The sequence below is a fragment of the Consotaella aegiceratis genome, from assembly GCF_036541425.1.
Classification (GTDB): domain Bacteria; phylum Pseudomonadota; class Alphaproteobacteria; order Rhizobiales; family Rhizobiaceae; genus Consotaella; species Consotaella aegiceratis.
In genome coordinates this window covers 14603-27791 of sequence record NZ_JAZHFT010000015.1, presented here as the reverse complement: position 1 = coordinate 27791, position 13189 = coordinate 14603, and the positions used below count along the sequence as shown (strand labels likewise).

Sequence of the window (13189 nt, the reverse complement as noted above, 5' to 3'; positions counted from 1 at the left end):
ATTCGTTTCCTCTAGCGATTTTTTTGAATGATCCGCAGCAAGGCGCGCCATGAGCATCGTTGACACCCGTACCCCGGACCCGAAGAGATTCATCGCCGGCGCCACCGGCGATTGGGAGATCATCGTCGGCATGGAGGTCCATGCCCAGGTGATCAGCAAGTCGAAGCTGTTTTCCGGTGCCTCCGCCGAATATGGCGGCGACCCCAACGAGCACGTCTCGCTGGTCGACGCGGCGATGCCCGGCATGCTGCCGGTGATCAACGAGGAATGCGTTCGCCAGGCGGTGCGCACCGGCCTCGGCCTGAAAGCGAAGATCAACCATCGCTCGGTGTTCGACCGCAAGAACTACTTCTATCCCGATCTGCCGCAGGGCTATCAGATCTCCCAGTACAAGGACCCGATCGTCGGCGAGGGCAAGGTCATCGTCTCGGTCGGTCCGGATTCCAAAGGTGAATTCGAGGACGTCGAAGTCGGCATCGAGCGCCTGCATCTGGAGCAGGACGCCGGCAAGTCTCTGCACGACCAGCACGCGACCATGTCCTATGTGGACCTGAACCGCTCGGGCGTGGCGCTGATGGAGATCGTCTCCAAGCCCGATATGCGCTCGGCCGACGAGGCCCGCGCCTTTCTGACCAAACTGCGCACGATCCTGCGCTACCTAGGCACCTGCGACGGCAACATGGACGAGGGCTCGATGCGCGCCGACGTGAACGTGTCGGTTCGGCGTCCGGGCGGCGAGTTCAATACTCGGTGCGAGATCAAGAACGTCAACTCGATTCGCTTCGTCGGTCAGGCGATCGAATCGGAGGCCCGGCGGCAGATCGCGCTGATCGAGGACGGCGGCGCGGTCGATCAGGAAACCCGGCTGTTCGACCCGGCGAAGGGCGAGACGCGGGCGATGCGCTCCAAAGAGGAGGCGCACGACTACCGCTATTTCCCCGATCCGGACCTTCTGCCGCTGGAGTTCGACCAGGCCTTCGTCGATGCGCTGGCCGAGGGCCTGCCGGAACTGCCCGACGAGAAGAAGGCGCGGCTGATGAAGGACGCCGGCCTGTCCGCCTATGACGCCTCGATTCTCGTTTCCGAGAGTGCAGTGGCGGGATTCTTCGAGGAGGTTGCCAAGGGGCGCGACGCCAAGCAGGCGGCGAACTGGGTGATCAACGACCTGCTGGGCGCCTTGAACAAGTCCGGCAAAGGCATTGAGGACACACCGGTTTCAGCCGATCAGCTCGGCGCTATCCTCGATCTCATCCGAGACGGCACGATCTCCGGCAAGATCGCCAAGGATCTGTTCGAGATCGTGTGGACCGAGGGCGGCGATCCCAACGAAATCGTCGAAAGCCGCGGCATGAAGCAGGTGACCGACACCGGTGCCATCGAAAAGGCGGTGGACGAGGTCATCGCCGCCAATCCGGACAAGGTCGAGCAGGCCAAGGCCAAGCCGACGCTGGCCGGCTGGTTCGTCGGACAGGTGATGCGGGCAACCGGCGGCAAGGCCAATCCGCAGGCCGTCAATGCGCTGGTGAAGAGCAAATTGGGTCTTGAATGACGCCAACCATCCGCCCGGCGACTCCTGACGATCTCGAGGCGGTGCGCAGCCTGCTGCGCGAGACGTGGCATGCGACCTACGATGCCATCTATGGCGCCGAAACGGTGGAGCGGCTGACGGGCGAGTGGCATTCGATCGAGGCGATGAAGGGCAGGCTGGCTCGTCCCCGGGCAAGCTTCCTCCTGGCCGAGGATGAAAGCGGTCTTGCCGGCATGGCCTTCGCAGCGCTGGAAGAAGAGGGCATTCTGACGCTCTACCAGCTCTACGTGCGACCCGACGCCCAGCGCCGGGGCATCGGCAGCCGGCTCCTGCGCGCCGTGCATCAGGCGTTTGGAGGCCATTCGCGGGTTCGCGTCGAGGTCGAGCCGGCCAATCGGGGCGCCGTCCGCTTCTACGAGAAGCATGGCTTCGAGCCGCTGGGCATGGTTCGCGGGAGCGCCGACGGCGTCAGCGTGATCGCCATGGAAATGCTGGAATGAGTCCGCAGCGGTGCGCGGTCATTCGGGTGGACATTTCGAGCGGCCCGGCTCATAACGCACGCCGGACCCGAGGAAGAGACCGATGAAACAGTTGCTGATTCAGATCCTCACCTGGTGGAACGGCCAGACGATCGGTACCCGCTTCTTCACCTGGCGCGCCGGACAGCGCGTCGGCGAGGACGAGTTCGGCAACATCTACTATCAGACCAAGGGCGGCGAACGCCGCTGGGTGATCTACAACGGCGAGGCCGAGGCCTCGAAAATCCCGCCGGGCTGGTGGGGCTGGATGCACCATCGCTCGGACCTGGCGCCGCCTCAGGAGAACTACAAGCCGAGGCCGTGGCAGAAGCCGCATATCGAGAATTTGACGGGCACGAGCCGCGCCTACCGGCCCAAGGGCTCTCTGCTCAGTCCCGAGCATCGGCCGCGCGTCACCGGCGACTACGACGCCTGGACGCCCTGACCCGAACGGCCCGCCACAAATCCGACAGGTCTTGATGGTGGGTAGATGGCGCTTCTGCCGACAAACGCCCGTAGAGAGACCGTCGTGACCTTCCCGCGCCTTATCGTGTTCGCCGCCGCCATTGCCGCGCTGGCTTCAACGCCGGCCGCCGCCGAACGGATCGACAACAAGGTCGCGGTCTTCTCCGGCCTGGACAAGATCACCGGGCGGATCATCTCCTTCGACGTCTATATCAACGAGACGGTGCAGTTCGGTGCGCTCCGCGTGACGCCGCGCGCCTGCTATTCGCGTCCGTCGACGGAAACGCCGAAGACCGACACCTTCGTGGAAGTCGACGAGATCACGCTCGACCGCAAGATCCGGCGCATCTTCACCGGCTGGATGTTTGCTGATTCGCCCGGCCTCAACGCCGTCGAACACCCGGTCTACGACGTCTGGCTCAAGGACTGCAAAATGGACTCCGACGTCCCGCCGCCGTCGGCCGGATAGAACGTCGCTTCGCGGGCGATCCCCTGTTCGAGCAGGCCCTGATAGTCGTCGCGCGGAATCTCGACGGCACCGAAGCCTGCCAGATGAGCGGTCAGGAACTGGGTGTCGAGCAGCGTGAAGCCGCCGCGCCGGAGCCGATCCCATAGATAGACGAGGGCGACCTTCGAGGCGTTGGTCTCGCGTGAAAACATGCTTTCGCCGAAGAACACGCTGCCCAGGCTGACCCCATAAAGTCCGCCGACCAAAGCGCCGTCGCGCCAGGCCTCGACCGAATGGGCGTGACCGCGATGGTGGAGCGCGATGTAGAGGTCGCGGATCTCGGCGTTGATCCAGGTCTGCCGACGTCCCGGAGCGGGCTCGGCGCAGGCGTCGATGACGGCAGGAAAGGTCGTGTTGAAGCGAACGTCGAACGGCGTGCGGCGGATCACCTTCCTCAGGCTGCGCGAGACATGGAAGGCGTCGAGGAAAATAACACCACGCTCCACCGGATCGATCCAGTGAAGCCCCGGCTGATCGGCGCTTTCGGCCATCGGGAAGATGCCGCAGGCATAGGCCTTGAGCAGGATCGCAGGGGTGATCCGAAAGCTTTGGTCCGCCGGCCTCGCCATGCCGCCGTCAGTCCGCAGCGCGGGCGTGTGACAGGAAGTGTTCCAGCCAGTGGATGTCGTAGTCGCCGCGGGCGATGTCTTCGTTGTCGATCAACTCGCTGAACAGCGGAATGGTCGTCTTCACACCGTCCACGACGAGTTCGTCGAGCACACGCCGCAGGCGCATCAGGCATTCCTGGCGATCGCGGCCGGCAACGATCAGCTTGCCGATCAGGCTGTCGTAGAAGGGCGGGATCAGATAGCCCTGATAGACGCCCGAGTCGACGCGGACGCCGAGACCGCCCGGCGGGTGGTAATGGGTGATGCGGCCGGGCGAGGGGGCGAACGTCACCGGGTCCTCGGCGTTGATCCGGCATTCGATGGCATGGCCGTGGAAGGTGACCTCGTCCTGGGTCAGGGATAGGCCGTCGCCGGCTGCCACCCGCAGCTGCTCGTGGACAAGGTCGAGCCCGGTGATCGCCTCGGTCACCGGATGCTCGACCTGCAGCCGGGTGTTCATCTCGATGAAGTAGAATTCCCCGTTCTCATAAAGGAACTCGATAGTGCCCGCACCGCGATAGCCCAGCCCGCGCATCGCCTTGGCGCAGATGTCGCCGATCCGCTCGCGCTGCTCGTCGGTGAGCGCCGGCGAACGCGCCTCTTCCCAGACTTTTTGGTGGCGCCGCTGCAGCGAGCAGTCGCGTTCGCCGAGATGGATGGCGTTGCCCTGGCCGTCGCCGAACACCTGGACCTCGATATGGCGCGGCTTTTCCAGGTATTTCTCGATATAAACGGAATCATCGCCGAAGGCCGCTCCGGCCTCGGACTGCGCCGTCTGTATAGCGGTCGGCAGTTCGGCGGCGTTGCGCGCCACCTTCATGCCCCGGCCGCCGCCGCCGGCCGCTGCCTTGATCAGCACCGGATAGCCGATTTCGGCGGCGATACGCGCCGCCTCACGCTCCTCGGTGATCGCTCCGGCCGAGCCCGGCACGACGGGGATCCCCAGTTCCACGGCCGTCTTCTTGGCCTGGATCTTGTCGCCCATCACGCGGATATGTTCGGCGGTCGGGCCGATGAAGGTGATGTTGTGCGCTTCGAGGATCTCGGCAAACCGCGCGTTTTCCGACAGAAAGCCGTAGCCCGGATGCACCGCGTCGGCACCGGTGATCTCGCAGGCGGCCAGGATCTGCGGGATGTTGAGGTAACTGTCGCGCGAGGGCGGCGGGCCGATGCAGACGCTTTCTTCGGCGAGGCGGACATGCATGGCGGTGTTGTCGGCCGTCGAATGCACGGCCACGGTCGAGACGCCCAGCTCCTTGCAGGCCCGCAGGACGCGTAGCGCGATCTCGCCGCGATTGGCGATCAGTACCTTCTTGAACATGGCTACGGCCTTATCCGATGACGACGAGCGTCTCGCCGTATTCCACAGGCTGGGCATTCTCGACGCAGATGCGCTTGATCTTGCCGCCGCGTGGTGCCGGAATCTGGTTCATCGTCTTCATCGCTTCGATGATCAGCAGCGTCTCGCCCTCGGCGACGGTCTGCCCCACCTCCACGAAGGGTTTGGCGCCCGGTGCCGGAGACAGATAGGCCGTTCCGACCATGGGAGAGGGAACCGCACCCGGCTCAGGACCGCTCGCGGCCGCCGGCTGGCTCTTCGCCGCCTCGGCAAGCTCCGGCTGTGCTGCCGCGGGCATGCTCTGCAGCTGCGCCGCCGGGTACATGGCGGGCAGGGCCTCTACCTGGCGGGACAGCCTTATGCGGACCGTACCCTGCTCAATCTCGATCTCCGTGAGACCGGCCTCGTCCAGAATACCGGCCAGCTCGCGAACCAACGACGGATCGACGGTCGTTTCTTTATTGGGCATTGTCTCCCTTCCGGTCACAAAACGCGCCTAAACTAGTCGCCCCGCGCATGCGAGGCGAGCGCCGCGATCGCCAATTCATAGCCGATCGAGCCGAGGCCGCATATCATGCCTGTAACCGCCGGGGCAGTCAGGCTTCGGTGTCTAAATGATTCGCGGGCGTGAATGTTCGACAAGTGGACTTCGACCGCCGGCTTATCGAAGCTGCGAAGCGCATCGTGAAGCGCGACGGAGGTGTGACCGTAGGCGCCGGGATTGAGGACCAGCCCGGCGGCACGGTCGGTTGCTTCCTGGATCCAGTCGACGAGCACGCCTTCATGGTTGGACTGGCGGAATTCCAGCGAAAACCCGTGGTTTTGCGCAGCCTTGGCGCAGCGTGCCTCGATATCCGCCAGCGTCTCCGTGCCGTAGATTTCGGGCTCGCGGCGGCCCAACCGGTTGAGGTTCGGACCGTTGAGGACGAAAATGATCGGAAGCATCGGCGGGTACGACCCTGCGAAGGTTTCGGAAATCGGCGCTGCGAAATTCCGCCGGGGTATAAACTGCAACAGCCTCGGGTGGAAGATGCGCCGGGCGGGGCGCGTCGGACGGGCGACAGCCGATCGTTCGGGCGCTGTGCGCGAAACGACGGCTCGTCGTCCGCTTTGTCTGCGGCGGTGCGGTTCAGCAGGTGGTGCTGTCGCACTGCCTCACATTGGCGATCTTCTGGGCCAGGCTGTGAAAGCCCACGGCGCCCGGCACAATCTCGTCGGCAATGATGTAGGCGGGCGTTCCGTTGATGGCGAGCTGATGGGCGAGCTGCAGGCTCGCGGTCAGCTCGCTGTCGATCTCCGGATCGGCCATCGCGGACTTCAGCCCGGCCTCTTCGATGCCCAGATCGCTGGCCACCTCAAGCGCGCGATCCTCGTCGACGAGACCTTTGGAGCCGAGCAGCTCGCGATGGAAATCGCCGTATTTTTCGGGTGCGATCTTCTGCACGGCGAGACTGACGCGGCTCGCCGCCTGCGACTGTTCGGAGAGTATCGGCAGTTCTCGCAGCACGAAACGCAGCTGCGGATCGCTGTCGAGAAGCGAGTTCATCGCCTCCAGTCCTCGTTTGCAGAAGCCGCAATTGTAGTCAAAGAACTCGACGACGGTGACGTCTCCCTCGGGATTGCCGAGAACGGCGCCGGCCGGGACCGCCGTGAGCTGGTCCGACAGCGCCGTGAGCGCAGTTTTCTGGGCTGCGGCCTGCTGCTCGGCCTGCCGGCTTTCAAGAACCTGAAAGGCCTCCACGAGGACTTCGGGATTCTCGACCAGATAGTCCCGCACGATCGTCTCGATGTCGCGCTTCTGGTCGTCGCTAAAGCCGTCTTCGGCGCGGACTTGGGCCGGCCAGGCGGCGAATAGGGCCGCGGCCGCGGCGATCGGCATGATCAGGCGTTGCACCAGGGTCGTCTCCTCTTGCGACAACAGGGCGGCCGAGCCGGGCCGCTCAATCCTTCTTGTCGGTCTTGGTTTCTATAATATCCTGGGCCTGACGCCAAAGCGGCGATCCGGCCTTGAGCTTTTGCTGGGCCCGGGCGGCGAAGACCTTGGCTTCGGTGAACGAGCCGGCGCGCCAGTACCCTTCTGCGGTCGCCAGTTCGGCGGCGCCGACGTCGCCGATCCGACCATAGGCCATGGCGAGGAAGCGGTAGGCGATCGAATTGTCCGGATCGCTTTGCAGGCCCTTGCGGATCAGCTCGACGGCCTCCTGCATCTTCGCCGGATCGCCGCCGGTGACCAGCGCCTCGCCGATCTCGGCCTGAACGATGCCGGACTGCGATTTGTCGAGGCTTGCGGCCTTGCGGTAGGCGGCCGCCGCTTCGTTGGCGCGACCGGCCTCCATCAGAACCTCGCCGCGCATCTCGTGCAGCCAGGGGTTCTGGGGGTCGAGCCGGATCAGGTCGTCGAACTTTGCAAGCGCTTCGCTGGGCGAACCTCCAAGATGGGTGGCGATCGCGTCGCCATAGCTCGCCGCGAAGCTGTAGGGCTCGCGGGAAAAGGCTCGGCGGACGGCGATCGCTCCGCCCGTATAGGCCGCGATCTTGGCGCGGGCGAAGTCGTGGCGCTGCTGAAGCAGCGGATCGTCCTTCTTGTCGTAATAGGGGCTCTCCTTGGCAGCGGTTTCCAGGAAGGTCAGGCGATCCTGGGGAAGGGGATGCGACGACAGATAGGTGTCGGAGCTGCTGCCGACGAAGAGCCTGTTGCGGACCAGGTTCTCGAAGCTGTCGAGAAGACCCTTGGGCGATTGCTTGGTCTTTTGCAGGTAGGTGAGCGCGGCGCGGTCGGCCGTCGTCTCTTCGCCGCGCTGATAGCGCAGAAGCAGACGATGGGCGAAGTCGGCGCCGCCGGAGTAAAGCCCGGCGCCAGCCCGCGCAATGCCTGATTGTCCGGATGCGGCGCCGGCGGCCGCCACGCCGACGCCGAGCAGCCCGGCGACGATGGCGATGGTCTGCGAGCGCTCGAGCTGCTCGCGCAACTGCTGCTGGTGGCCGCCCGCCAGATGGCCGATCTCATGCGCCAGCACGCCGATCGTCGCGTTGGGGCTTTCCGAATCGAGAATCGTGCCGAGGTTGATGAAGATTCGGCGGCCTGCCACGAAGGCGTTGAACGAGGTGTCGTTGACGAGCACGACCTCGATGCCCGAGCGCGACAGCCCCGCGGCGCCGAGCAGCGGCTTGACATAGTCGGTGATCAGGCTCTCGATCTCGGCGTCGCGGACGATGGGAAGGTTGCGTTTGCCCTGCGCCGCGTGCGAAGTCGTCGGCACGATCGCCAGCGTCAGCGCGACCAGTGACGAGACAAAGCGCATCTTGAAGCGGCGCAACGGACAATTCATGCTGACGGTCCAGACGCTGTGGGTCTTTTCAGAATTCGATCCGCGCTCGATCAGCCGCGGCGGTCGCGGGCGGCAGCGTCGTATCGGCACGCTTTTCCGGCGATTGTGAGGCGCCGGTGCATCGACGGTCCGCGCTTGATCTACCCTTGCGGCATCGGGACAATCAAGAGTCGGCGCGATCGAGGAGTTTCGATTTGAATGAATCCCGTTGGATGAAGGCATCGCTGCGCTCGTCTGTCGATCCGTTCCGCGCCATGGACGTCATGGCCAAAGCCAATCAGATGGCGGCCGCCGGCGAACGAGTCATATCGCTGGCCGTGGGCCAACCCGCCGCGCCGGCTCCGAGCCTTGCCATCGGTGCCGCCCGAGCCATGCTGGAGCATGGCAGGATCGCCTATACCGACGCGCTCGGGCGGATGGAACTGCGTGAGCGCATCGCACGCCACTATGGCGAGAGATACGGCCAGTCGATCGGAGCGGAGCGCGTCATGGTGACCACCGGCTCGTCGGCCGGTTTCAATCTGGCCTTCATCGCGGCCTTCGACCCCGGCGATCGCGTCGCCATCGCCGCGCCGGGCTACCCCGCCTATCGCAACATCCTGAAAGCGCTGGGGCTGGAGCCGGTGGAGATCGAGGTCTCGGTCACGGACGGCTACGTGCTCGATGCCGACCGGCTTGCGGCCGAGCATGCGCTGAAGCCGCTGCAAGGCGTGTTGATCGCGAGCCCGTCCAATCCGACGGGAACGGTGACACCCCGCGAGACGCTGCGCGAACTCATCGCCTTTGCCGATCGCGAAGGAATCCGGTTCATCTCCGACGAGATCTATCATGGCCTGGTCTATGGCGAGGCGGAAGCGACGGCGCTGGAGTTTTCCGACAGTCCGATCATCGTCAACTCGTTTTCCAAATACTACTGCATGACGGGCTGGCGCGTCGGCTGGCTGGTGCTGCCGCCGAGCCTGGTGCGCGCGGCCGAGCGGCTCGGCCAGAACCTCTACATCTCGGCGCCGGAGCTGTCGCAGGCGGCTGCGCTCGCCGTCTTCGACGCCACGGACGAGCTTGAGTCGATCAAGGCGGGCTACCGGCAGAACCGCGACCTGATGATGGAACGCCTGCCGCAACTCGGCTTCAGCCAGATCGCGCCGATCGACGGAGCGTTCTATGCCTATGCCGCGATCCCACCCGGGCAGGGGACGGCCAGCGAGTGGTCGGCCCGCCTCCTTGAACAGGCCCATGTCGCCTTGACCATGGGCGTCGACTTCGATCTTCGCCGCGGCGAGGCGTTCGCACGATTGTCGTATGCCTGCAGCCATGCCGAACTGGTCGAGGCGCTCGATCGAATCGCGGCGCAGCTGGCGTAGCGCGCCCTGGGAGGACCAAAGTCGGTCATGGCGATAGCTCTTGCCCCGATTCGAACGCCGCGTCTGGTGCTGCGGGCGCTGGAAAACGTCGATCTCGCGGCCGTCTTCCGCATCCTGTCCTGTCCGATCACCACCCGCGACGTGACGTGGCGCAAGGATTCGATGGATGAAGCCGCCGCTTGGCTCGACCGCCGTATGCGGTGTGAAGCCGCGCACGGCTACAGCATGTGGGCGATGGAGGCGGAAACGGCCGAAATATCAGGGCTGTGCGGATTTTTCAGCAGCCCGGACGGCTGGTTGGAGCTCGGCTATGTCGTTTTTCACGAGCAGCAAGGGCGCGGCCTGGCGTCGGAAGCCGCAAACGCCGCGGTCGCTGCGGCGCAAGCCGCGGGACGCCGCGTATTCGCCACCATCCGACAGAACAATCACGCCTCGATCCGGGTCGCCGAAAAAGCGGGCCTGCAGCGAACCGACGAGCGTGTTGCTGTCCGGCCGGACTTGCTGATGTTTCGCTCTCCGGGCGGCGAGACGCCGAGGCAGAAAATCCCGGACGGCTGACGGCGACGGAGCGTCCGCCGCCTTCGAACAATCGGAAGCCGCGTCAGCGCCCGGGACGCAAAGACAAGGCCTGCAAGGATCGCGCCCTGCAGGCCTTTTTACTTTCAGGCTTTTCTGCCGTTGCTCAGAAGAACCCGCGCCGCGACCACCAGCCGGTCCGCTTCGGCTTCTTGTCCGCGTCATCCTCGCCGGTGCCGGTGAACGTGATCTGCGGCTCGCCCGAGGGGGGCTGCTCGGTGGTCTCTTCCGCCGGAGCGGCCGGGCTTTCATCCTCTTCGGCTGACGCAGGGGCCGACTCGTCAGCCGCGTCTGCCGTCTCGCTCACGGCCGGTTCGATGGCCGGCGCCTCGATCGGTTCGGCCGGAGTGGTATCGGCCGATACGGCGACGTCCGCCGTTTCGGCGGCCGGCGTTGCCTCAGTGTCCGCTACAGCGGCGCTAGCGCCTTCCGAAGGCTCGTCGTCGGGCGATGGGGTCGCCGTCTCGCTCTCGAAGGCACTCTCGGCGACCGGTTCCTGCATCGCGCCGCCTTCCGCATCGTCATCGGAGGCTGCGACAGCGGGCTGGTCGTCCGAGGAGGGGCTTTCGGAGTCGCCCTGTCCATCGCGATTCTTGCGACCACCGCGCCGACCGCGCCGGCGCCGCCGACGGTTGCGGCCGCCCTGGTCGTCGTCCTGGGCGTCGTCGCTGTCGGCGTCGGAGTCCATTTCGTCCTCTGCCGTGTTGCTCGATCCGTCCTCGCTCTCGGACGCCGCGGACCGGTCGTCCTGATCGCGCCGCCGCTTGCTGCGCCGCCGCTTGCGCTTGTTGCGCGAGCCGTTGTCGCCATTGTCGCCGTCGTCGTCCTGCTCGGCGGCGGTGTCGAGCGTCTCGTCCTCGTCGACATCCTCGGCGACCACCGTCTCGGGATGGACATGGCTGGTCACCAGCTCGGACTTCACCGCCTCCGCGCCATGCTCGATGACGACCGACTGGCGGCCGGCGCTGTCGTCGGCCTGGATGATGATCCGCACGCCGTGATGGGCTTCGAGCTCGCCGATCGTGCCGCGCTTTTCGTTCAGGACGTAGAGCGCGGTTTCGGCCGGCACCTTGACCACGAGGTCATGGTCGGAGTGCTTCTGCAGATGCTCCTCGATCGAACGCAGGACGTGCAGCGCCAGCGAGGAATTGGAGCGCACGTAGCCGGCGCCCTCGCAGTGCGGGCAGATCTGGGTGGTCGACTCCAGCACGCTGGCGCGGATGCGCTGGCGGCTCATCTCCATCAGGCCGAAATGCGAGATCCGGCCGAGCTGGATGCGCGCCCGGTCGTCCTTCAGGCAATCCTTCAGCTTCTTCTCGACGGCGCGGTTGTTGCGCTTTTCCTCCATGTCGATGAAGTCGATGACGATCAGGCCGGCGAGATCGCGCAGCCGCAGCTGGCGCGCGACTTCCTCGGCAGCTTCCAGATTGGTCTGGAATGCCGTGTCCTCGATCGAGTGCTCGCGCGTCGAGCGGCCCGAGTTGACGTCGATGGCGACCAGCGCCTCGGTCTGATTGATGATGATGTAGCCGCCCGATTTCAGCGTCACGTGCGGCTGAAGCATGCGGTCGAGCTGGGCTTCGATGCCCTGGCGGGCGAAGATCGGCGTCGCATCGCGATACGGCTGCACCACCTTGGCCTGGCTCGGCATCAGCATCCGCATGAAGTCCTTGGCTTCGCGGTAGCCATCCTCGCCGGCGACCAGGATCTGGTCGATGTCGCGATTGTGGAGGTCGCGGATGGAGCGCTTGATCAGGCTGCCTTCCTCATAGACCAGCGCCGGCGCGGTCGAGGAGAGGGTGACCGTGCGCACCGTTTCCCACAGCCGCATCAGATAGTCGTAGTCGCGCTTGATCTCCGGCTTGGTCCGGTTGGCGCCCGCCGTGCGCAGGATGATCCCCATCCCCTGCGGCACTTTAAGATCGCGCGCCATCTCCTTGAGACGCTTGCGGTCTGCCGGGTTGGTGATCTTGCGCGAGATGCCGCCGCCGCGCGCCGTGTTCGGCATCAGAACCGAGTAGCGGCCGGCGAGCGACAGGTAGGTGGTGAGCGCCGCGCCCTTGTTGCCGCGTTCTTCCTTGACGACCTGCACCAGCAAGATCTGCCGGCGCTTGATCACCTCCTGGATCTTGTACTGGCGACGCGGCTTCGATTGCCGGGTCGGCACCTCCTCCATGGCGTCCTCGGCGCCGACTTCGTCGACCTCCTCGGCCTCGTCGTCGCTGTCCTCGTCGCTATTGGACTTCGCCGTGGATGCGCGGGAGCGCCGGCCGCGGCGGCGACCCGACGGGCGTTCCGCCTCGTCGTCTTCCGACGGCTTGTCAGCCTCTTCGCTGCCGTCGTCGTCGTCCGTCATATCCTGGGAATCGTCGGCTGCGGTCTGCGGCGCGTCGTCGCTCGCTGCTTCGGGCTCGCCGTCCGTGGCGTCCGCCTCGACAGCGGTTTCCGTGGACGCGTCCTCACCCGACTCGTCGGAGTTTACGGCCTCGGCGATCGTCTCCTCGGTCGCTGCCGCGGCTTGCGCCGGCTCCTTCTTGGACGAACGGCGGGATCGCCGGGCGGGCTTGGCCGGCTTGGCTTCCTCCGCGGGCTCGCTGTCCTCGTCCTCCTGGACGCGCGCCAGCTCTTCCTCGATCAGCGCCTGCCGATCGGCCACCGGGATCTGGTAATAGTCCGGATGAATCTCGCTGAACGCCAGAAAACCGTGCCGGTTGCCGCCATAATCGACGAAGGCCGCCTGCAAAGAGGGTTCGACGCGGGTTACCTTGGCGAGATAAATATTGCCTTTGAGCTGCTTCTTATGTTCCGACTCGAAGTCGAATTCTTCAATTCTGTTGCCCTTGACGACGACCACCCGGGTTTCTTCCGGATGGGAAGCGTCGATCAGCATTTTGTTGTTTGCCATGCAGGATGAGCTCCGGGACATATGCTCCCCGGTGCCGGCCGGCCTGGGGCGC

The 13189-nt window shown here is 65.3% G+C and carries 13 protein-coding genes; 6 read left to right on the top strand and 7 right to left on the bottom strand.

Features of this window, described 5'->3' with window-relative positions; translation table 11 throughout:
• Positions 1 to 49 precede the first annotated feature (49 nt).
• The 4 genes from gatB (at position 50) to SMD10_RS12060 (ending at position 2980) form a co-directional block, all read left to right on the top strand.
• The gene (gene gatB / locus SMD10_RS12075) at positions 50 to 1549 is read left to right on the top strand and encodes an Asp-tRNA(Asn)/Glu-tRNA(Gln) amidotransferase subunit GatB (protein WP_331685951.1); all 1500 of its coding nucleotides are present in this window, start codon (positions 50 to 52) and stop codon (positions 1547 to 1549) included.
• Positions 1546 to 2028, top strand: a complete 483-nt coding sequence (locus tag SMD10_RS12070; protein ID WP_331685950.1) for a GNAT family N-acetyltransferase — start codon at positions 1546 to 1548, stop codon at positions 2026 to 2028. Before gatB ends, SMD10_RS12070 begins: the two co-directional genes overlap by 4 nt.
• A gap of 82 nt (positions 2029 to 2110) precedes the next feature.
• Positions 2111 to 2491 (top strand): NADH:ubiquinone oxidoreductase subunit NDUFA12, encoded by a 381-nt coding sequence (locus SMD10_RS12065; protein ID WP_331685949.1) that lies wholly within the window; start codon positions 2111 to 2113, stop codon positions 2489 to 2491.
• A gap of 45 nt (positions 2492 to 2536) precedes the next feature.
• Positions 2537 to 2980 carry a DUF2155 domain-containing protein gene (locus SMD10_RS12060; RefSeq protein ID WP_331685948.1) on the top strand — a complete coding sequence of 148 codons (444 nt, stop codon included), beginning with the start codon at positions 2537 to 2539 and terminating at the stop codon, positions 2978 to 2980.
• Here SMD10_RS12060 and aat read toward each other — a convergent pair.
• The 6 genes from aat to SMD10_RS12030 all read right to left on the bottom strand — a co-directional run bounded on the left by aat (position 2917) and on the right by SMD10_RS12030 (position 8295).
• Positions 2917 to 3588 (bottom strand): leucyl/phenylalanyl-tRNA--protein transferase, encoded by a 672-nt coding sequence (gene aat / locus SMD10_RS12055; RefSeq protein WP_331685947.1) that lies wholly within the window; start codon positions 3586 to 3588, stop codon positions 2917 to 2919. The two genes, SMD10_RS12060 and aat, sit on opposite strands and share 64 nt — an antisense overlap.
• A gap of 7 nt (positions 3589 to 3595) precedes the next feature.
• The gene (gene accC, locus SMD10_RS12050) at positions 3596 to 4948 is read right to left on the bottom strand and encodes an acetyl-CoA carboxylase biotin carboxylase subunit (RefSeq protein WP_331685946.1); all 1353 of its coding nucleotides are present in this window, start codon (positions 4946 to 4948) and stop codon (positions 3596 to 3598) included.
• Between the two features lie 10 nt (positions 4949 to 4958).
• A complete protein-coding gene (gene accB / locus SMD10_RS12045) occupies positions 4959 to 5435 on the bottom strand; it encodes an acetyl-CoA carboxylase biotin carboxyl carrier protein (protein ID WP_331685945.1) in 477 nt (158 codons plus the stop codon).
• Positions 5436 to 5467: 32 nt separating this feature from the next.
• A complete protein-coding gene (aroQ, locus tag SMD10_RS12040; RefSeq protein WP_331685944.1) occupies positions 5468 to 5911 on the bottom strand; it encodes a type II 3-dehydroquinate dehydratase in 444 nt (147 codons plus the stop codon).
• A gap of 184 nt (positions 5912 to 6095) precedes the next feature.
• A complete protein-coding gene (locus SMD10_RS12035) occupies positions 6096 to 6860 on the bottom strand; it encodes a DsbA family protein (RefSeq protein WP_331685943.1) in 765 nt (254 codons plus the stop codon).
• 46 nt (positions 6861 to 6906) lie between these two features.
• The gene (locus SMD10_RS12030; protein ID WP_331685942.1) at positions 6907 to 8295 is read right to left on the bottom strand and encodes a M48 family metalloprotease; all 1389 of its coding nucleotides are present in this window, start codon (positions 8293 to 8295) and stop codon (positions 6907 to 6909) included.
• Between the two features lie 212 nt (positions 8296 to 8507).
• Between SMD10_RS12030 and SMD10_RS12025 the strand changes: the two genes are divergently transcribed.
• Both SMD10_RS12025 and SMD10_RS12020 read left to right on the top strand, forming a co-directional pair.
• Entirely contained in the window at positions 8508 to 9656 is a 1149-nt protein-coding gene (locus SMD10_RS12025; protein WP_331685941.1) for a pyridoxal phosphate-dependent aminotransferase, read from the top strand.
• A 66-nt stretch (positions 9657 to 9722) separates the two neighbouring features.
• Positions 9723 to 10214, top strand: a complete 492-nt coding sequence (locus SMD10_RS12020; RefSeq protein ID WP_331685940.1) for a GNAT family N-acetyltransferase — start codon at positions 9723 to 9725, stop codon at positions 10212 to 10214.
• A 124-nt stretch (positions 10215 to 10338) separates the two neighbouring features.
• On the opposite strand, the gene SMD10_RS12015 is transcribed toward SMD10_RS12020, so the two are convergent.
• The gene (locus tag SMD10_RS12015) at positions 10339 to 13137 is read right to left on the bottom strand and encodes an Rne/Rng family ribonuclease (RefSeq protein ID WP_331685939.1); all 2799 of its coding nucleotides are present in this window, start codon (positions 13135 to 13137) and stop codon (positions 10339 to 10341) included.
• Positions 13138 to 13189 lie beyond the last annotated feature (52 nt).